Raw genomic sequence first — 19,573 nt, 5'->3', positions numbered from 1 at the left:
TGCTTGGACATCGTGGCTAAGCTGGATTTTGACAAACTTAACGCCATGCAACGGTACTCACAATGGGTGACGTTCCGGGCTATCCCTGGAGCACTGGGAAGTGAGCGTGAGGCACTCATTGAGCAAACGCGCCAATTCTTCCAGGAGCTATCCGAGGCAGGACTGGTTACCGTTCGGGGCATTTATGACCTCACTGGGATCCGCGCTGAAGCTGATCTCATGATTTGGTGGCACGCTGAAGAATTCACCCAACTCCAAGAAGCACTATCTCGTTTCCGTCGAGATACCGTCCTAGGGCAGGCTCTAGAGCTGAATTGGATTGGCAATGGGATGCACCGACCCGCAGAGTTCAATAAGTCCCATCTTCCGAGCTTTATCATGGGTGAGGATCCAGGCCGCTGGATCACGGTTTATCCCTTTGTCCGTTCTTATGACTGGTATCTCATGGATCCTCAAGACCGACGCAAGATTCTGGCCGAGCACGGGGCAGCAGCTCGAGATTTCGCTGATGTACGGGCAAACACCATTGAGTCTTTTGCCTTAGGTGATTATGAGTGGATGCTAGCTTTTGAGGCACCCAGCCTAGACCGCATTGTCGACTTGATGCACAAGATGCGTTACACCAAGGCCCGCCTACATGTTCGTAAAGAAATCCCATTTTTCACCGGACGCCGGATAGATGACGTAGCAGAAGTCATCGACATTCTGCCCTAGTTCCCCCTCATCCTCGGGGTACTACCTCAATACTCCGAGGATTTTTGATACCATCCTTTGTCAGTCCTTGGGATCATCACTTTCTGATTCCGCTGGTTCCAGCGTTAAACAAATAGAATTGATGCAATAACGCATATCTGTGGGAGTATCATAACCCTCCCCAGTAAATACATGCCCCAAGTGGGAATGACACCTGGCGCAGAGCACCTCTGTTCTGAGCATCCCTAGCGAGGTGTCGGCTCGTTCAATAACTCGATCCCCGGCGAGAGGCGAGAAGAATGAAGGCCAGCCACAATGGGAAGAGAATTTTTCCGAACTCCGAAAAAGTTCATAGCCACAGGCCCGACAACGATAGACCCCCGTTGTTGTGGTATCGGTGTATTCCCCGGTAAAAGGTGGCTCTGTGCCAGCCTGACGAAGCACTCGGAATTCCTCGGCGCTGAGGCGTTTCCGCCACTGGGCGTCGGACATAAACTGAAAATCAGTCATGGTTGTTTCTTCTCCTCTCTCCACCACACACTGAGGGTAGCTGCCGTAGAGCAAATAATCACTGACCAGCCCACGGTGGCGACGAATACCGGAGCCCAGCGGGTGAAGGTAGCTGAGAGATCTGACTCCCAGCTCCATGGTGCTAGGACGAGGCAAGTTCCGAGCCACATGGGCCAGGTGTGCATCAGGCTGCGAGGCAGGAATACCGTTGCGATCATCGGGAAGAGAAGCATGGAGTAATACATTTGCCCGAGGGAAGAGAGCAGAAAAACCCCGGTGAGTAGAATCCCGGAGGTGCTGAAGGCCCACATGGTTGGGGCGATGTTTCGCCATCTGAGCAAGATGATGACTGACCAGGCGATTAGGGCGGCGAAGACGAGGAACCACGCCTTTTCCATCCATCCAGGCATCCCAAAGTACACTGCGAACCCCGGAAGCGATGCATTGGCGTAGTCTCTGGTTTCGGCGAGATACGGAGTGACAATGTGGAGATAATCGGAGGCTCCAGGAACTAGCGGCCAGGCGATAAGGTTGCATAGGACCGGGGTGGCTAGAGCGCTGATGAGGGTGAGCCAGTGGCCTCGAGCGAAAGAAAGGAAAAGGAGGGGGGCGAAAAGGGGCTTAATTAAGATTGCGAGACCGAGGGCGAGGCCGGCGCGGAGTTGGTGGTTGGCGAGAAGAGCGTGGAGAAAAACCGCCATGAGAAGGAGCAGTACTCCGTTGATATTGGAAAAACCGAGGGTGTTGATGACTGATTCGGTGATAAATGCTGCGAAGAGAAGCAGCGGAATAAGCGGTGAGCGGAGGCTCAGTCTGACCATGCGGGCAATCAGGATTAAAGCCAGGATGATAGCGACGGCGTTGAGGAGAATAAACCCAGCGCGGGTGATGTCAAAGTGAGTAAGAACGCCTAATGGGGAGAGGAGGAGGGTAGCGCCGGGATTGTAGAGATAGTGGGGATTGACGTGTTCGTAATTCTCGTTATAAACCGGAACCCCTTGCCACATCCGGCGAAGAGCGGAATAAACCGTTGTAAAATCATCGGTCACTGCCCGGTTGAGGGAATGGATAAATACCGTGTAGAGGATAGTGATGATGGCCAGCGGCCACAGAATACTATTGACAACTCGATGCTGGCGATGAGGAAACAGAGATTCCTCTCCGAGGGAATTTCCGTGGCGGGTGTCGATGGTTGTCGATGATGCCTGCCAGTTACGATAAAAATCCATCACGTGGGTCGTCACCCGTTCTAGCGTACTGGAGAGTTATTCGTTGCTATTCATGAATCCGTCGATAACGGATAAAGACCACACCGTTTTTGTCGGCGGCGATGGCTTCAGGGCGGAATCGCCGGGACATCGGCGTTGACGCCTGAACAAAAGGCAACTCCACGGGGCTGGAAAGATGTGGGTCTAAGGATAGGTGGAGAATATCTACTAGATCTGCTTCAAGAAACTGCCCATATATAGAGGGACCGCCTTCCAGAGATAGCCGTTTTAGTCCGTGGCGATAGAGCATAGTAACGACCGCGCGGGGGGATAAATCAGGTAATTCCCAGACTTCAAAACCACGATTTCGCAACGTCGTGATAAGGGAAGTACGACGTGTATCTGTCGCAGGGTGGACGGCAGTCACGATGATGGGTGATGAATCATGGGGTTGAGAAAAGAAGCGGGCGGTGAGGTCAATGTTGAGGGATCTCGTTAATACCGCAAAGCGGGGGAGCGGACGCGACGTGACCGAGTGGTCGTGGGCGGGGCTGGGGAGGGGCTGGCGTAGCGGGGAATAGTCCTCAGCAAGAACAGTCTGGGCGCCGACCAGGATGGCGTCAGACCAGGCGCGTACGGCGGCTAACATCGCTTGATCAGTGGGGGATCCCATTGCAGAGCTGCTGCCGTGAAGGGTGGCAGAACCGTTCATGGACATGATTCCAATCATGCGTAGCTCGGGTTGGTCTGCGGGCGCGAAAGGGCCTAAAAAGGAGGTGCAGTGTTGGGGAGACAGTTCAGTAACGCAGAAAGCTGAAGGGTGGTGGGTAGAGTGGGGCATCGGGGTGTCATCCTTTATTTCCGAAACGGTAAATAAAAAATCCCCAGCGCTTGAGTAAAGCCGCTAGGGATGAATAAAGATTGTGGTCCTAGCTGGGATCGAACCAGCGACCTTTCCGGTGTGAACGGAACGCTCTTCCACTGAGCCATAGGACCATTCCGGTGTGACATCGCAGCAGATAGCTGAGAATCACGCGCTAAGAAACATAGCATGGAACTTAATGTCGGTGGTAATCCCCAGCTTAGGGTGGGTATTTTCGATCACCGATAGGTGGTGGATGATGAGGGTAATAATTACATTATTGTCTTTTGGCTAAAGCGCTCAGAGGTGGGGTAGAAACTGAAAACATGCAATCTGCCTGGGAATTTGGAAAACTCCCTCGTGAAGATTAAAGTGTTCAACGCACCGCAAGGGATCCTTGTTCCTTCAGTGCTGATTGCGGATGTAGCGCAGTTGGTAGCGCATCACCTTGCCAAGGTGAGGGTCGCGAGTTCGAGTCTCGTCATCCGCTCCAAAGCCGATAAGGCTTTCCGCGCGATTAGCTCAGCGGGAGAGCGCTTCCCTGACACGGAAGAGGTCACTGGTTCAATCCCAGTATCGCGCACAGTGATCAGTAGCAAACTGTTCATGGTTGCGGATGTAGCGCAGTTGGTAGCGCATCACCTTGCCAAGGTGAGGGTCGCGAGTTCGAGTCTCGTCATCCGCTCCGGTAACCCTAGTCAATAAAGTGGGGAAGCCACGGTGGAATGGCCGAGTGGTGAGGCAACGGTCTGCAAAACCGTGCACACGGGTTCGATTCCCGTTTCCACCTCCACGCGGATGCCTATCTGGATGAGTTCAGATAGGCGTTTTCTCTTTGTGCTTCTCAATTCACAACGCTGTGAGCACTGCCAGTCGGTGTGGACACTGGCCAGGGGTACATGGGGGCCAGAGTAGGAAAGAAAAAGATCCGGTAACTAGATCATAAATCTAGTTACCGGATAGAACTTACGTCTTATTGTGTGCTTTCAGGTTGTGGTTACTTAGCAGCCGAGGAACTGCTGAGGGAGTTGGAAGCGCCGGTATTGCTGGCAGCATCAGCTGCGCCATGGGCAGCGTCAGCTCCAGATGAGCTATCGATCACGGCAGAACCTAAGTCCACACCGGAGACCAGAGTTTTAACGGCGTTAATCGCAACACCTAACCAGTTCTGGGTAAGGATATTGGTTGTCAGATTGAAAACGGATGACCCGAAGTTCACCAAAAGATCAGTCATGGAAGATATTCTTTCTCTTTAGAGGTATTAAATTAAGCGTCTACTTAGCTTAACGTAAATGACTATATAATAATTCGCGGCTGGTGACCACCAACCAAGATCACCAGCCGCGATTTTCACGAATCCATCGGGGGACAGAACCCGATTAAGCGATTCGAGATCTCTTACTTGGCGGCAGCTGCAGCATCGGCACCAGCACCAGCGGTGTCGCTGGCCTGAGAGGACCCTTCGATGACAGAGGAGCCCAGATCAAGGGAGCCGGTAACGGTTCCGATGATGCTCTTTGCGAGTGCACCCCAGTCGCCAGAAATGGCAGAGGTTACGATGCCGACGATGGACTCACCAAGAGCCTGAAGATGATCAGCCATGTGGAATATCCTTCCGATACGTTGAGGTTGTGAGACCAAATCTCATGGGGAGTTAAGGCCTCGTGCCGCGGAGGTTTCCGCCGACAAGAATCATGGTATGGAAGGGGCAACCCCGAAACAATGGTCTTTCGACCCGACTTTTTGGGCGTTTAGGGTAACTTTCGACCACCCTGCCATAGACGAAAGTGGATAAAAGTTGCCTTAAATTTAATATTGATAACTTTTACCTCATTTTTCACAGTCTCTGAGGGGTTAGTGAAAAACACCATAGGTGAGGGGAGGAGAAAATCTTGCCCAAGCTACCTAGTAGGGTTACAGGTATTGGCGGCTGCACCCTAAAAAGAGTATTCCCGGCGCGATGGGAACTTTTTTCTATGCAGAACCGACAATTACAGCAGTACCTTGTCAAGGTTATGAAAGGACGTGGCTGTCAAGGATGAGGAGCATGGGTGTTCATCAAACTCGTGCCGGAGTTGCCGCTGCGGTGCTCGGGATTGCGGTTTTAGGGCACGTCAGCCCAATAGCAGCAGCCCATGATGTTGTGACCGAAGCCCAACCCCCGCAAGGTGGAATGGTCCAGGAGTTTCCTCAGGAAATTCAGCTCACATTTTCTGGAGAACCGAAACCAAATTTCAACATGTTTGCCGTGAGTAATACTGAGACTGGAGAAATCCTTTTCTCTGGTCAGCCAGAACTACATGGCCGGCTGTTATCGATCAAAACTCCTCAAGATGTTCACCCCGGCCCCGGTACCTACACCGTCGGGTTTCAAATCACCTCCTCTGACGGGCACTCCACTCGGGGTTCCACAGAATTCACTGTCGGTGCACCGGGGGATTCCGCTAAGGATGAGACTGCTGATTCAGCCGAGCAAGGTACTACCAACGCCTCCCACGATAATTCTTCCTCGAACTTATTGACCTGGATTGCCGCCGGAGTAGGTGGCTTGGCTGTGGTGGGGGTTGTCGTGGTGAGTATCATGCGTCGTCGGCACACAAAAAACTGACACAATCCACTGAGAAAGGAATGGATAGATCATGAAGAAATACACCCTGGGCGCTGCGAGTTTGATGGCGATAGCGGCCATTTCTTTAGCCGGCTGCACCAACTCGGAACAGGCTTCAACCAGCAGTTCAGCGAGTGCAGCAAGTAGCGCAGCAAGCTCGGCAGCCGAGTCAGCCAGCTCTAGCGCTCAGACTCCCGACGCAGACCACGCCTTAAGTTTGGTGGACGGAGTGGTACGAGCCAGCACCGAAGGTAAAAATATGACTGCTGGTTTCGGTACCATTCACAACAACACCGATAAAGACATCAATATTGTCGCGGTGAGCTCCGATGATATTAAAGCGAACCGCTTTGAGCTACATGAAGTGGTCAATGGTGTAATGCGTCAAAAGGAAGGTGGATTCATCATTCCGGCTCATGGTGACTTGAAATTGCAGCCCGGTGGAAATCACTTCATGTTTATGGAGCTGACCGAGCCTGTCAAAGCTGGAGACGATGTGGACCTGAAGGTTACCCTGTCAGATGGCAGCACCGTAGACTTCGATAATGTGCCAGTCCGCACTTTCGGATCTGGTGATGAAGACTATGGTGACATCCACAACGATCACTCCAACGGAACTGATGAGAACGCACACCACTAGTTCCGATCCAAGTGGGGATTCTCGAGGGCTAAGCCGCCGAGGTTTCTTGACCGGAGTGTCAATTGCCGCCGGTGGTGCAGCTCTCGTCGCCACTGCCAGTCATACTCACCACGTTCAGGCTGAAGAAGGACGTGGCCCTACTCCAACAGACACTGCAAGCGGAGAGCTTGCGTCACAAACGATTCCTTTTGACGGAGTCAATCAAGCGGGGATAGCTGAACCGGAGCAAGCTCATCTGAACTTGCTGGGCCTGGAAATCAAACCTGGTCTGGGGTTAAAAGACATGAAGCGTCTCATGCGTTCCTGGACTGAGGACATGCGCCGATTAACCCAAGGACAAAACCCTCTGGGTAGTCTCGAGCCGGAGTTAGCTAGCTCACCAGCTAACCTCACCGTCACTTGTGGATACGGTCCGCGGTTTTTCGACGTCATCGGGGCCGCAGAAAAACGACCAGCATGGCTTAAACCGCTGCCGGCGTATAGCACCGATAAGTTGGAAAACAGGTGGGGACAAACCGATATTGTTCTGCAAGTGTGCTGCGATGACCCAGTAACCTTAGCTTTTGCCGTGCGTCATCTGTTGCGTTCCAGTATTGATTACGTCAAAGTTACGTGGTTGCAGCAAGGCTTTATGAATGCGGATGGGTCCTTAGCTGAAGGTAGTACGCCACGTAATCTTTTTGGCCAAAAGGACGGCACAATTAATCCTCGAACCTCGGAGGAGTTGCAACAACATGTCTGGATCAACGACGGTCCGACCTGGCAAAAGAATGGTTCGTGCATGGTTGTGCGTCGGATTTTTATGAACTTGGACACATGGGAGCTATTAGATCGAAATTCTCGTGAGGTCGCCATTGGCCGCACTCTTGACAGTGGTGCGCCACTGTCCGGTGGTGAGGAATTTGATCCGATAGATACCAAAGCCACGGATCGCGTGGGATTACCCATCATTGATCCTATGAGCCATGCGGCTAGGGCCAAAGCGCCTCAGAATAAGCCAGAGCAGGTCATCAAACGCCGACCATATACCTATAATCTGCCGCCTGATCCCGCAGTTGTTCAGGCGATGGCGCGGCCAGATGACAAAGCGGCGATTATCTCCAACGTTGGTTTGGTATTTATCTGCTTCCAGCAAGACCCCTTGCACCAATTCCACCCCATTCAACAACGACTCAGTGAAGGGGACCGCCTTAATCAGTGGATCACCCATATCGGTTCAGCGGTGTACTTTATTCCGCCAGGTGTTTCAGCCGACGGAAAAGACGGCGATCGTTACTGGGGAGCCGGACTGCTGGAGTCGGTTAAGGCCTGAGTAGTATAGGGGCGAACAGCTACATTTCCCGAACCGGGTATGTCTTTTGTGGCATGCCCGGTTTGGTGATAATGCTGCTGAAAAGACCTGTCAGCGGGTGAGCGGCCAGGTATGCCGCCACCCTCAAGCGCAAAGGAGCGCGCAACTTATGGCCAACGCCACCGACGCCCATAGTGTCTACGAGCCGTTTCATGTACCTGCCGGAACACCGGCCGGAGTAGCGATGCGGGAATTAGATTTGCCACATAAGGGTCCGGATGCAGTCGTATGTGTCCGTGATGCTGAAGGCAATCTGAAAGATTTAGCGTACGCTCCGGAAACTGACGAAACTTTGACACCTATTGCGGCATCAACCGACGAAGGCCGTTCGGTTATTCGTCATTCCTGTGCTCACGTCTTGGCCCAGGCCGTTCAGCTGGAGTTCCCCGGCACCAAGCTCGGAATCGGTCCGGCCATTGACAATGGCTTTTACTATGATTTTGATGTTGCTGAGCCGTTTACTCCGGAAGATTTAAAGCGGATTGAAAAGCGGATGAAGAAGATCATCAAATCCGGACAACGATTTGAGCGCTTCGTCTTTGACTCCCCGGAGCAAGCCAGTGATCTGCTTAACGATGAGCCTTATAAGTTAGAGCTGGTGGTCGATAAGTCCCGCGGCGCGGTGGCTGAACATGAGGACGCCACGGTGGATGTGGGAGCGGGGGAATTAACGGGCTACCGTAACGTCAATCCCCGGACCGGAGAAACCGAATGGTTTGATTTATGCCGTGGACCACATGTTCCTACCACTCGTTATATTGCGGCGTTTAGGTTAACTCGGTCCTCCGCCGCCTACTGGCGCGGTGATCAATCTAAAGCAGGGTTGCAGCGGATTTACGGTACGGCATGGGAATCAATCGAAGCTCAAGATGCCTACTTGGATATGCTGGTAGAGGCCGAGAAGCGCGATCATCGGAGATTAGGCACTGAACTTGATTTGTTCAGCTTCCCGGATGCTATTGGTTCCGGTTTGCCGGTATTTCACGTCAAGGGTGGGATTGTCCGCAATGAGATGGAACAGCACTCCCGGCGTCGTCATGAAGCTGCGGGTTATAACTTTGTTTATTCGCCGCACATCACCAAAGGTGAACTGTTCAAGCAATCGGGTCACCTTGACTTTTATGCGGAGGGAATGTTCCCTCCCATGCAGTTAGATGGGGAATACGACGACAAGGGACACTGCACCAAGCAGCCCCAAGATTATTACGTCAAACCCATGAACTGTCCGATGCACAACTTGATCTACTCCAGCAGAGGACGATCATATCGAGAATTGCCTTTGCGCTTTTTCGAATTCGGTACGGTGTATCGCTACGAAAAGTCAGGGGTCGTTCATGGTTTGACTCGGGCGCGTGGTTTCACCCAGGATGATGCCCACATCTATTGCACGGAGGAACAACTAGAACAAGAACTCACCGAGGTTTTAGAATTTGTTCTTTCGTTGCTCTCCGATTACGGCCTTGATGATTTTTATCTTGAGCTGTCTACTCGCGACGAAGGGAAATCTGTCGGAAGTGATGAGATTTGGAAGATGTCCACGGATATTTTGCAGCGCGTAGCTGAGAAATCCGGATTGGATCTTGTCCCCGATCCAGGTGGAGCAGCATTTTATGGCCCCAAGATTTCGGTCCAAGCTCGCGATGCTATCGGCCGTACCTGGCAGATGTCTACTGTTCAATTGGATTTTAACCTTCCTGAACGGTTTAATCTGGAATACACGGCCCCCGACGGGTCTAAGAAACAACCCATTATGATCCACCGGGCTCTTTTTGGTTCCATCGAGCGATTCTTTGGGGTCTTGTTGGAACATTATGCCGGTGCTTTCCCCGCGTGGTTAGCCCCGGAGCAGGTAGTGGGAATACCGGTAGCTGATGACTGTGTCCCCCATCTGAAAGAGTTTGCTAAGACATTGCAAGCGCTGGGGATTCGCGGGCACGTTGATGAATCTGATGACCGGATGCAAAAGAAGATCCGCACCCACACTCAAAACAAGGTTCCTTTTATGGTGCTTGCTGGAGCCCGCGACGTTGCTGCGGGAGCGGTGAGTTTCCGCTTCTTAGATGGTAGCCAGGTGAATGGGGTTCCGGTTGCTGAGGCCGTAGAGCTGGTTAATGATTGGGTGAAATCTCACCGCAATGATCAGCCGTCGAAGGAGAACTTCGGACACCGTGAGTAACGTCAATAACCCTGAGGAGACGGTAGGACAAACCACTCAGAGCTATATCGATACTGGGATCGGAACTCCTGATCGGTTGGAACGGTTATGGGCGCCCTACCGGATGAGTTATATCCGCAGCCGACCCAAAAAGTCGGGTGGGAGTGAAGACTGTGCGGAGGACCTTAAGGGTGAAAATTCGCAAGATCCTTTTCTTCGCGCCCCACGTTTGAGTGACGAGGATGGCCTCATTATTGCCCGAGGGAAGAAGGTTTATGTCTTGCTTAACCTATTTCCCTATAACTCCGGGCATCTCATGGTTGTCCCTTATCGTAAGGTAGCCAACCTGGAGGATCTCACAGCTGAAGAGTGCTCGGAGCTTATGGCCTTTGCGCAACAAGCAGTCAAGGTCCTCAAGCGGGTATCTCAACCCAAGGGAATCAACATTGGTCTTAACTTGGGTCGCCCAGCCGGCGGCTCAGTGAGCGATCACCTCCACCTGCATGTGGTTCCACGGTGGCCCGGTGACGCAAACTTCATGACCATTATTGATGGCGTTAAGGTGCTTCCTGAACTTCTGAAAGATACCCGCCGGCTATTAGCTGAAGCCTGGGAAGAACTAGCCCAGGAGGAAAAAGATGCTTAGCGTTCATGGTCGTCGTCCAATGGCAGTGATCCTTGAGCCCATTGCCAGATTCCTGTTGAAATTTGGGATCTCTCCTAACGCTGTGACCGTGGTGGGAGCCGCAATTACTGCGGTAATTGCGGTGACGTTAATCCCGTCGGACCATCTGGTCCTCGCCGCAATCCTGTCCGGGATTTTTGCCGCCTTTGACATGGTCGACGGCACCATGGCGCGAAAACGTGGTGGCGGTACAAGTTTCGGCGCGACGCTAGATGCTACGTGTGATCGCATTACAGACGGAGTGTTGTTTGGGGCGATCACCTGGTGGCTGATTTATCACGATCATGCCTCACGATTCATCGTGATTGCCGCTTTCACCGTCCTCATTACGAGTCAAGTTATCTCGTATGTGAAGGCACGTGCTGAAGCCGGTGGTCTACACCTGATCGGCGGTTTAGTGGAACGTCCCGAGCGTCTCATTCTTGGATTAGTAGGCATTGGGTTAGAGGGCTTAGGGGTTCCGTGGGCTATAGAAACCGCCCTCATTCTCCTAGCTATTGGTTCTATTGTGACAGTGATTCAACGCCTGGTTATGGCTTCACGCGACCCTCATGCTGAGGACGCTACTGCCCCTCCAGCCGGCGCCTCGGAGGCTAACTAGGGGATGTCTTTCGCAGAGGATCTCAGCGCTGCGGGTTATCTTTTAGCCTGGAAAACTATCCGACGTCTGCCGGAGCGGTGGGTTCTTCCGGTGGCCTATCGCTGCGCGGATTGGCTTTGCCGGCAGGGAACCGGCATGGATCAGCTAAGAAGAAATCTCAGCCGGGTAGTAGGGCCAGAAAATGTCACCCGTGACTTAGTAAAACAGTCCATGCGCTCCTATGCCCGCTATTGGGTAGAGGCCTTTCGTCTCCCTGAGATCCACGCTCGTCCGGAACTAATCTCCCGTCTTTATCACAATCTTTATGGCTTGGAGTACCTCGATCATGCCCTTGACTCGGGGCGTGGAGTGATTTTGGTTCTTCCTCACTCTGGGAATTGGGATATGGCCGGTGTTTTCCTGGTGAACCACTGGGGACGGTTTACGACGGTGGCTGAGAGACTCAAACCTGAGGTCTTATTCCAAGCTTTTGTTGACTATCGGGAGCAATTGGGATTTGAGGTGAAACCTCTCCACGGTGGAGCTCCGCCTTTCCCGGAGCTGCGGGAAAAGCTCATATCTGGTGGAGTCGTGTGTCTTCTTGGAGAACGAGATATTCGACATCGTGGTGTGCCGGTGCGGTTTTTCGGCGAGGACACTACCATGCCAGCCGGTCCGGTGAAATTGGCCCAGGAAACAGGGGCTAGCCTCCATGTTGTGCACTTATGGTATCCGGGAGAAGGCGAGTGGGCATTACAATGTTCTCCAGAAATCCCGGTGACCGATTTGGCGGAAACGATGCAAAAGGTAGCCAATGAGATGGCTCGCAATATTCAGGCCCATCCGCAGGATTGGCATGTGCTTCAACCACTGTGGCCCCAGGATAGGGCGCGGGTTCAAGAGAAGAGGCGAAAGAAAAGGAGGGGCTAAGGGTGAAAATCGGAATTGTGTGCCCCTACAGTTTTGATGAACCTGGCGGAGTTCAAGCCCACATTCTTGACTTAGCTCATATCTTGATCCGGCGGGGACATGATGTCCGGGTCATCGGGCCGTGTTCCGCTGCCACGTCAGTCCCAGATTATGTGGTTCGAGGTGGATCAAGTATCCCCATCCCCTATAACGGATCTGTTGCCCGTCTAGGCCTGAAGCCGGGTGTTTTTAAACAAGTTAGAGAATTTATCCGCCAGGGCGATTTCGATATTCTCCACCTTCATGAACCTAACTCTCCAAGCTTTTCTATGGCGGCATTGAAAGTAGCTACGGGTCCGATTGTGGCCACCTATCATGCTTCGGCTGAGAGCTCCAGAGCTTTAGACCTTGTCGTTCCCATTTTGCGTCCATACTTGGAAAAGATTCGGGGCGGCATAGCGGTGTCAGAAATGGCTCGACGCTGGCAGGTCGAACAATTAGGCGGTGATCCGGTACTCATTCCTAATGGAGTGGATACCGCTGTTTATCGATCAGCTAAGAAAGCGTCGAACCCTGATGCTCAAGTAGAAATTGCTTTTCTTGGTCGCCTTGATGAAAGCCGTAAAGGGCTAGATATTTTGTTATCTGCACTTCCGCACCTAGACCGTGAAGTATCTGTCACGGTCATGGGTGGAGGAAAGCCACGTACTTTCCCAGGGGTGGATTTTCTCGGCCGAGTAAGCGATGCGCAGAAAGCTGAGGTATTAGGCCGCGCGGATATTTATGTGGCGCCCAACCTGGGTGGCGAAAGCTTTGGAATTGTCCTGGTTGAGGCAATGGCTGCGGGATGCGCCGTGGTAGCCAGTGATCTACCCGCATTTGCCGCAGTGTGTAATGCTGCCGGTGAACATCCTGCCGGTAGATTGTTTCCGACTGGTTCCGTCACTGAGTTGGCGCGTGTTCTCCAGGACCTGATTGATCATCCTGAGCAGCGAGAACAATTAGTTGCCGCTGGAGAACAGCGGGCGCAACTGTATGACTGGAGCACTGTTACAGACCGAATTTTAAGGGTTTATGAGACCGTAGCTGATGGAACCAAGGTGAGGGTGGAAAGGGAAGAAGATTAAATGAGTGTAGGAGCTGTGCTGTGGGTGGTCCTTGCGGTGCTCATCACTGTGATTTTGGCATGGGCGTATATGACAGCGCAGCGGCTGAATCGGCTGCATATCCGCACTGACGCCGCGCGGGCTCAGCTCCAGGCGGCGCTGGATCGACGTGCGGCGGTTACCGCTGCGATATACCCTGCCGCGCGTCGAACTGCGGCTCAAGCAGAAGCCATCCCCTTAGCTCCGGAACGGTTCATGGACCGTGCTTCCCAAGAAGCTGAAATTTCGCGGATCATCGCTGCTGCTGCGGACGAACAACCGGGGCAAATCGTAGATGCCCATGCCCGTCTGCAATTAGCCCACCGCTTCTATAACGACGCCGTTCGCAGCACCCGAGAGCTCAGAACACGACCACTAGTGAGGTTTTTGAGACTAGGGGGAACTGCGCCTCTTCCGGAATACTTCGAATTTGTTGATGACACGCTCTTAGATTAGGCAAAGTTCGGGGGGAGTCTCGGGGGATTCATTCTCGGTAACGCTCTATGATGATGTGGTTATTATCACCGCTACGAAATTGAGCTGAGGGAGAGCAGTGACTGATTTTCAAAGCACTCAGGGTTCCACTGGAACGGGACGAGTCAAACGCGGATTAGCAGAGATGCTCAAAGGTGGAGTCATTATGGACGTGGTGACTCCGGAGCAAGCGAAAATTGCCGAGGATGCTGGAGCTACCGCCGTCATGGCACTTGAACGGGTGCCAGCCGACATCCGCGCCCAAGGCGGGGTGAGCAGGATGTCTGATCCTGACATGATCGAAGGAATCATCAACGCTGTGTCTATTCCAGTCATGGCGAAAGCGCGGATAGGTCATTTTGTAGAAGCACAAGTTTTGGAATCACTTGGCGTCGATTTCATTGATGAATCTGAGGTACTTACTCCGGCTGATTACAGTAACCACATCGACAAGTTTGATTTCACGGTGCCCTTCGTGTGTGGAGCCACTAACTTAGGTGAAGCCTTGCGCCGCATCAATGAGGGTGCTGCCATGATTCGCTCAAAGGGAGAAGCTGGAACTGGTGACGTGTCGAATGCCGTCACTCATATGCGCACTATTCGAGCTGAGATTAACCGCTTGAGTTCTCTAGCCGCCGATGAGCTATATGTGGCCGCTAAAGAACTTCAAGCCCCTTATGAATTGGTAGCGGAGGTAGCCCGAACAGCTAAACTTCCAGTCGTGCTGTTCACCGCCGGCGGAATAGCAACCCCGGCTGACGCAGCTATGATGATGCAATTAGGTGCAGATGGAGTTTTTGTCGGCTCCGGCATTTTTAAGTCTGGAGATCCTGAAAAGCGTGCCCGTGCCATTGTGGTAGCTACGCAGAATTACGATGATCCAGCTACCATTGCCAAAGTTTCGCGGGGACTAGGTGAAGCCATGGTGGGAATCAACGTCGATGATCTCCCTGTTTCACATCGTCTTGCTGAGCGTGGTTGGTAAAAAAAGAAAGGTAGGAAGATCCCGTGGCGGATATTGAATTTATCCTTGACCTTGAGCGTATCGATAGCGACATCTATCGCGGCCCGGCGGTAGCTTCCCAGCTGACGCGAACTTTTGGGGGGCAGGTAGCAGCCCAGGCCCTGGTGGCTGCGGTACGTACAGTGGATGAAGATAAATCAGTGCATTCCCTCCACGGGTATTTTATTGCGCCGGGGAAATCCTCCCAGCCAACCACGTTCCTCGTGGACCGAGTCCGAGATGGGCGGAGTTTCGCTACCCGCCAAGTCAGCGCCATCCAAGATGGGGAAACAATTTTCTCCATGCAAGCTAGCTTCCACGTACGCAGTGACCACGGCCCAGAACATTCGGATTTAATTCGGGAGGTTCCAGCGCCAGAGCACATCTCCATGGATTACACCAAACTGTCGAAGAATTCGCGTGCGCTTTTGGGGGAGTGGGGTGATTGGGATATTCGAGTGGTCCCACCAAATCAATACCCGCATAACCCCTACACCAAGGGCCAGCAGGTGGTGTGGTTCAAGTCCAAGAAGAAGCTTCCTGATGATCCGACCTTCCATGTGTGCACCTTGGCGTACATGTCTGACATGACCTTGCTGCACTGCGCTACCGTCCCACATCCGGACTTCCCAGTGCAGATGGCCTCATTAGACCACGCCATGTGGTTTTTACGTCCGTTCCGAGCCGATGAGTGGCTGTTGTATGACCAACTTAGCCCTTCGGCAGCTTCTGGACGTTCCTTGGTTCATGGTCGAATTTTCGATGCCGCGGGCCAACTGGTTGCTGTGGTTACGCAGGAGGGGCTGACAAGAACCTTGCGTGACGGAAGTACGCCTGTTCCGGTCGCTACCAAACAGGAAGGACGCCAGTGAGTTCGCGCGTCGGTATTTTAGCTCTTCAAGGTGGTGTCGCTGAACATCAACGCAGCCTGAATTCTTTGGGAGTGGAACCAGTATTAGTTCGACGTCGCGAGCACCTAGAGGATTTATCAGCTTTAATCCTTCCGGGTGGAGAGTCTACGACAATCTGCAAACTCCTGGACCTTGGCGGCTTACTGGTTCCTCTAGGGAATTTAATTCGTTCAGGTTTACCTACGTACGGCACCTGTGCCGGGATGATTCTTTTAGCGAAAGACGTACTCAATACCCGTCCGGATGCCCGTGGCTTTGCCACATTGGATATCACGGTGCAACGCAATGCATTCGGCAGGCAGGCTGATTCATTTGAATGCGTCCTTGACTTCGAGGGTGAATCCTTGCCGGCGGTGTTTATCCGGGCACCACGAGTAGTAAGTTGCGGAGATAATGTGCGGGTTTTGGCGCAGGTTCCAGAGGATGAGAAGATCCCTCCATCACATCGTGGGGCGATGGTGGCTGTAGAGCAAGATAATCTTTTAGCTACGTCTTTTCATCCAGAGGTGACAGCGAGTACGTATATTCATCGCTATTTCCTCAAGAAAGCGGGAATCTCGGTTGCCTCTGAGGTTATCGCGCACTAGGTGCTGTCGAGAAGAGACCCGCTGCGTATAATCGCAAGGGTTAAACGCCGCTCCGGGTTACCTCACCGGTAGGAAGCAAGAGGAAGGACAAGCATGTCAGGCCATTCAAAGTGGGCGACCACCAAGCATAAGAAAGCTGCCAATGATGCTAAGCGCGGTAAAGAATTTGCCAAGCTGATTAAAAACATTGAGGTAGCAGCACGGACCGGTGGTGGTGATCCAGCAGCTAATCCCACTCTTGATGACATGATCAAGAAGGCGAAGAAGGCGTCGGTCCCCAATGACAACATCGAGCGTGCCCGGAAGCGTGGATCTGGGGAAGAAGCTGGCGGTGCTGATTGGCAATCTGTGATGTATGAGGGGTATGGGCCGAATGGTGTGGCCATGCTCATTGAGTGTTTAACCGATAATCGCAACCGCGCCGCTAGTGAAGTCCGGACCGCTATGAGTAAAAACGGTGGGAGCATGGCGGAATCCGGCGCTGTGTCTTATCTGTTTAGTCGAAAAGGCGTGGTGCTGGTGAATAAGGGTGAGCTTAGTGAGGATGATGTTCTTCTCGCTGTGCTTGACGCCGGCGCTGAAGAGGTCAATGACCTGGGCGAGAAATTTGAGGTGGTGTGCGTCCCTTCAGATAGCACAGCTGTCAAGGAAGGTCTCAAGGAGGCTGGAATTGAAGTGGAGGACGCGGAACAGGATTATCGAGCTAGCGTCGAGGTAACGTTAGAGGCTGCCGATGCGCGTCGGATTTTCAAATTGATCGACGCCTTAGAGGATTCTGATGATGTTCAGAATGTTTATAGCAATATGAATCTTTCCGATGAGGTGCTTGCGGAGTTGTCCGCAGAATAGTCGTACTCCTTAACTTCCTCAAACATTTGTGCTAAATTCGGGCGGGTGGTGCAGTGTTGTTAGGGAAGAAAGCGGGAGATCCTCGGTGAACATGTCTGTGGAAGGGCTTCGGGTCATGGGTATTGACCCAGGGCTTACGCGGTGTGGGCTATCGATAGTTCAAGCAGGCCGCGGCCGGTCTGTTCTACCAGTTGTGGTGGGGGTAGCGAAAACTCCGGTCGGGGCACCACTCCCACAGCGGCTCAGCCAGCTTTCTCATGACGTAAGCCAGTGGATGGATGAATACCATCCAGACGTCGTAGCTATTGAACGTGTGTTTGAGCGCGGAAACGTCTCCACCGTGATGAACACCGCTCATGCGGTGGGGGTGCTGATGTTAGCGGCGGCGGAACGCGGAATAGAGGTGTATCAATACACACCTAGCGAGGTGAAAAAATCAATTTCTGGCAATGGTCGTGCCGATAAGAAACAGATGATTGCCATGGTAACGCGGATCCTTGCCCTAGCTGAACCGCCCCATCCGGCTGATGCCGCCGATGCTTTTGCCCTAGCTATTTGCCATTGCTGGCGCGCCCCCATGATTGCCCGTCAAGAAGCTATTGCTCACCGGGTGGCGGCCTCTGCCGCGAAGTCGAAATAATTTTAGAGAGAAAATAAGGAAAAGAAAACGTGATTGCTTCACTCCGCGGTACAGTTATCGATATCACCTTGCAGGGAGCCGTGGTGGAATGCGCTGGCGTGGGTTACTTTTTCAGTGCTACCCCCCAGACTCTGAGCACACTGGTGCGGGGTGAAGAAACGACGGTCATCACCAGCATGGTGGTCCGGGAATCTGACATCCAGCTTTTCGGCTTTCTGGATGCTGCTAGCCGAGAAATGTTTCATGCCCTGCAAACGGTGTCAGGTTTGGGGCCAAAGCTTGCATTAGCTGTTCAATCTGTACTGGGTCCGGAGGAAATTGCTCACGCTATTACTCAGGGGGATACGCGTATGCTGCAGCGGGTACCGGGGGTGGGCAAGAGAATGGCGGAACGAATGATCGTAGATCTGAAAGATAAAATGAAGCCTTTTCATGCTGTGGCCAGCACCGATCTTTCTGGGGATTCTGCTGATTCTAGGCAGCCGGCCGGCCAGGGCAACTTTGTGAGCGCCCAGGTAATTGAGGCCTTGATGTCTTTAGGGTTTAATGAGAAAACAGCTGGTCAAGCAGCAGATAAGGTATTAAGTACTAACCCTGAGGCCGACACGTCGACGGCTTTACGGGCGGCGCTGAGTCTATTGGGAGGTAAGCGTTAGTGTCTGGGATTGAAAAAACGGAATACAGTGTTCCTTCGCAACCGCCACGCAGGGAACATGTTGATCCCCAGGCACAGCAGGGTGAACATGAAGCTGAACTGAGTTTGCGGCCTAAGTCTCTCGCCGAATTTATTGGGCAGCCGAAAGTTCGCGACCAGTTGGGTTTGGTGCTCAACGGTGCTCGACGGCGAGGAGTCACTCCTGATCATGTGCTGTTGTCTGGTCCTCCCGGGCTAGGGAAAACCACGATGTCCATGATTATTGCTCAGGAATTGGGAACGAGTTTGCGGATGACGTCGGGCCCGGCACTGGAGCGAGCTGGTGATTTGGCAGCCATGCTGTCCAATATTATGGAAGGAGACGTTCTTTTTATTGATGAAATCCACCGTATCGCTCGTCCAGCAGAAGAAATGCTGTATATGGCTATGGAGGATTTCCGTATTGATGTGATTGTGGGCAAAGGCCCTGGTGCTACGTCTATTCCGCTTGATATTCCACCTTTTACTCTCGTAGGCGCTACTACCCGGGCGGGAATGCTCACAGGCCCGCTTCGAGATCGCTTTGGCTTTACTGCCCAAATGGAGTTTTATGACGTCGCAGATTTGACGAAAGTTGTAGATCGAGCTGCTCGGATCTTGGGTGTACATATTGACCCCGATGCGGCGTGTGAAATTGCCTCTCGCTCTCGGGGTACACCGCGTATTGCTAACCGCTTATTACGTCGTGTTCGAGATTATGCAGAAGTCCATGGTGACGGGCACATAGATCTTGCTGCAGCGCAAGGGGCTTTGGAGGTATTCGACGTCGATAGTCTTGGATTGGACCGTCTTGACCGTGCTGTTCTTTCTGTTCTTGTTAAAGGGCATGGTGGGGGACCCGTAGGGGTCAACACCTTAGCGGTGGCGGTTGGGGAAGAATCTTCTACCGTCGAAGAGGTATGCGAACCGTATTTAGTGCGGGCAGGCATGATCGCGCGAACAGGTCGAGGGCGAGTAGCTACTGCTGCTGCCTGGCGCCATCTGGGACTAACTCCACCTGATCATGCATTAGGAATGCACCTTAGCGAGGAGCAAGATTAGTCAACCTTTCCTTGCTCTGGCAGACTGG

General features: G+C 52.8%; 22 protein-coding genes and 5 tRNA genes. 21 read left to right on the top strand and 6 right to left on the bottom strand.

Annotated elements, in window-relative coordinates; genetic code table 11:
* Positions 1-9 precede the first annotated feature (9 nt).
* Positions 10-714: a hydrogen peroxide-dependent heme synthase gene (hemQ, locus tag GP475_RS06650; protein ID WP_187975833.1), complete on the top strand. Its 705-nt coding sequence runs from the start codon at positions 10-12 to the stop codon at positions 712-714.
* A 60-nt stretch (positions 715-774) separates the two neighbouring features.
* Here hemQ and msrB read toward each other — a convergent pair whose 3' ends face one another.
* The 4 genes from msrB to GP475_RS06630 form a co-directional block, all read right to left on the bottom strand.
* Positions 775-1,203 carry a peptide-methionine (R)-S-oxide reductase MsrB gene (gene msrB, locus GP475_RS06645; protein WP_187973663.1) on the bottom strand — a complete coding sequence of 143 codons (429 nt, stop codon included), beginning with the start codon at positions 1,201-1,203 and terminating at the stop codon, positions 775-777.
* Positions 1,200-2,447, bottom strand: a complete 1,248-nt coding sequence (locus GP475_RS06640; RefSeq protein ID WP_262485148.1) for a glycosyltransferase family 87 protein — start codon at positions 2,445-2,447, stop codon at positions 1,200-1,202. The genes msrB and GP475_RS06640 overlap by 4 nt, the downstream gene beginning before the upstream one ends.
* Positions 2,448-2,478: 31 nt before the next feature.
* Complete coding sequence (locus GP475_RS06635) at positions 2,479-3,252, bottom strand: pyrimidine reductase family protein (RefSeq protein WP_187973662.1); 774 nt, start codon at positions 3,250-3,252, stop codon at positions 2,479-2,481.
* A gap of 83 nt (positions 3,253-3,335) precedes the next feature.
* Positions 3,336-3,407: transfer RNA gene (locus GP475_RS06630), tRNA-Val, on the bottom strand.
* 283 nt (positions 3,408-3,690) lie between these two features.
* Here GP475_RS06630 and GP475_RS06625 point away from each other — a divergent pair.
* The 4 genes from GP475_RS06625 to GP475_RS06610 all read left to right on the top strand — a co-directional run bounded on the left by GP475_RS06625 (position 3,691) and on the right by GP475_RS06610 (position 4,066).
* Positions 3,691-3,766 (top strand) — tRNA-Gly (locus GP475_RS06625).
* A gap of 18 nt (positions 3,767-3,784) precedes the next feature.
* A tRNA-Val gene (locus GP475_RS06620) sits at positions 3,785-3,856 on the top strand.
* Between the two features lie 29 nt (positions 3,857-3,885).
* A tRNA-Gly gene (locus GP475_RS06615) sits at positions 3,886-3,958 on the top strand.
* A gap of 34 nt (positions 3,959-3,992) precedes the next feature.
* A tRNA-Cys gene (locus GP475_RS06610) sits at positions 3,993-4,066 on the top strand.
* 204 nt (positions 4,067-4,270) lie between these two features.
* On the opposite strand, the gene GP475_RS06605 is transcribed toward GP475_RS06610, so the two are convergent.
* Together GP475_RS06605 and GP475_RS06600 are read right to left on the bottom strand one after the other, a co-directional pair.
* A complete protein-coding gene (locus GP475_RS06605; RefSeq protein WP_187973661.1) occupies positions 4,271-4,507 on the bottom strand; it encodes a hypothetical protein in 237 nt (78 codons plus the stop codon).
* A gap of 164 nt (positions 4,508-4,671) precedes the next feature.
* Positions 4,672-4,875, bottom strand: coding sequence for a beta-class phenol-soluble modulin (locus GP475_RS06600; protein WP_187973660.1), 204 nt, complete (start codon positions 4,873-4,875; stop codon positions 4,672-4,674).
* A gap of 445 nt (positions 4,876-5,320) precedes the next feature.
* Here GP475_RS06600 and GP475_RS06595 point away from each other — a divergent pair, with 445 nt between their 5' ends.
* From GP475_RS06595 to ruvB, 16 genes are all read left to right on the top strand, one after another.
* Positions 5,321-5,881 (top strand): copper resistance CopC family protein, encoded by a 561-nt coding sequence (locus tag GP475_RS06595; protein WP_187973659.1) that lies wholly within the window; start codon positions 5,321-5,323, stop codon positions 5,879-5,881.
* A gap of 31 nt (positions 5,882-5,912) precedes the next feature.
* Positions 5,913-6,521: a copper chaperone PCu(A)C gene (locus tag GP475_RS06590; RefSeq protein ID WP_187973658.1), complete on the top strand. Its 609-nt coding sequence runs from the start codon at positions 5,913-5,915 to the stop codon at positions 6,519-6,521.
* Positions 6,502-7,833 carry a Dyp-type peroxidase gene (locus GP475_RS06585; protein WP_187973657.1) on the top strand — a complete coding sequence of 444 codons (1,332 nt, stop codon included), beginning with the start codon at positions 6,502-6,504 and terminating at the stop codon, positions 7,831-7,833. The genes GP475_RS06590 and GP475_RS06585 overlap by 20 nt, the downstream gene beginning before the upstream one ends.
* Before the next feature lie 148 nt (positions 7,834-7,981).
* Positions 7,982-10,048, top strand: a complete 2,067-nt coding sequence (gene thrS, locus GP475_RS06580; protein WP_187973656.1) for a threonine--tRNA ligase — start codon at positions 7,982-7,984, stop codon at positions 10,046-10,048.
* A complete protein-coding gene (locus GP475_RS06575; protein ID WP_187973655.1) occupies positions 10,008-10,673 on the top strand; it encodes an HIT family protein in 666 nt (221 codons plus the stop codon). The genes thrS and GP475_RS06575 overlap by 41 nt, the downstream gene beginning before the upstream one ends.
* Positions 10,666-11,313, top strand: coding sequence for a phosphatidylinositol phosphate synthase (pgsA, locus tag GP475_RS06570; RefSeq protein ID WP_187973654.1), 648 nt, complete (start codon positions 10,666-10,668; stop codon positions 11,311-11,313). The genes GP475_RS06575 and pgsA overlap by 8 nt, the downstream gene beginning before the upstream one ends.
* A gap of 3 nt (positions 11,314-11,316) precedes the next feature.
* Positions 11,317-12,222 carry a phosphatidylinositol mannoside acyltransferase gene (locus GP475_RS06565; RefSeq protein ID WP_187973653.1) on the top strand — a complete coding sequence of 302 codons (906 nt, stop codon included), beginning with the start codon at positions 11,317-11,319 and terminating at the stop codon, positions 12,220-12,222.
* A gap of 2 nt (positions 12,223-12,224) precedes the next feature.
* Positions 12,225-13,328, top strand: a complete 1,104-nt coding sequence (locus tag GP475_RS06560; protein ID WP_187973652.1) for a glycosyltransferase family 4 protein — start codon at positions 12,225-12,227, stop codon at positions 13,326-13,328.
* Entirely contained in the window at positions 13,329-13,802 is a 474-nt protein-coding gene (locus GP475_RS06555; protein ID WP_187973651.1) for a hypothetical protein, read from the top strand.
* Positions 13,803-13,899: 97 nt separating this feature from the next.
* Positions 13,900-14,805: a pyridoxal 5'-phosphate synthase lyase subunit PdxS gene (pdxS, locus tag GP475_RS06550; RefSeq protein WP_187973650.1), complete on the top strand. Its 906-nt coding sequence runs from the start codon at positions 13,900-13,902 to the stop codon at positions 14,803-14,805.
* 23 nt (positions 14,806-14,828) lie between these two features.
* A complete protein-coding gene (locus GP475_RS06545; RefSeq protein WP_187973649.1) occupies positions 14,829-15,695 on the top strand; it encodes an acyl-CoA thioesterase in 867 nt (288 codons plus the stop codon).
* Positions 15,692-16,321, top strand: coding sequence for a pyridoxal 5'-phosphate synthase glutaminase subunit PdxT (gene pdxT / locus GP475_RS06540; RefSeq protein WP_187973648.1), 630 nt, complete (start codon positions 15,692-15,694; stop codon positions 16,319-16,321). The genes GP475_RS06545 and pdxT overlap by 4 nt, the downstream gene beginning before the upstream one ends.
* A 93-nt stretch (positions 16,322-16,414) precedes the next feature.
* On the top strand, positions 16,415-17,170 hold the full coding sequence (locus tag GP475_RS06535; RefSeq protein WP_187973647.1) for a YebC/PmpR family DNA-binding transcriptional regulator: 756 nt from the start codon (positions 16,415-16,417) through the stop codon (positions 17,168-17,170).
* Between the two features lie 91 nt (positions 17,171-17,261).
* A complete protein-coding gene (ruvC, locus tag GP475_RS06530; RefSeq protein WP_187973646.1) occupies positions 17,262-17,810 on the top strand; it encodes a crossover junction endodeoxyribonuclease RuvC in 549 nt (182 codons plus the stop codon).
* Positions 17,811-17,839: 29 nt separating this feature from the next.
* A complete protein-coding gene (gene ruvA / locus GP475_RS06525) occupies positions 17,840-18,466 on the top strand; it encodes a Holliday junction branch migration protein RuvA (RefSeq protein WP_187973645.1) in 627 nt (208 codons plus the stop codon).
* Positions 18,466-19,545 (top strand): Holliday junction branch migration DNA helicase RuvB, encoded by a 1,080-nt coding sequence (gene ruvB / locus GP475_RS06520; protein WP_187973644.1) that lies wholly within the window; start codon positions 18,466-18,468, stop codon positions 19,543-19,545. Before ruvA ends, ruvB begins: the two co-directional genes overlap by 1 nt.
* Positions 19,546-19,573 lie beyond the last annotated feature (28 nt).

Source organism: Corynebacterium poyangense (assembly GCF_014522205.1).
In the GTDB taxonomy this organism is placed as follows: domain Bacteria; phylum Actinomycetota; class Actinomycetes; order Mycobacteriales; family Mycobacteriaceae; genus Corynebacterium; species Corynebacterium poyangense.
This window is presented reverse-complemented; position numbering and strand designations above follow the sequence as displayed.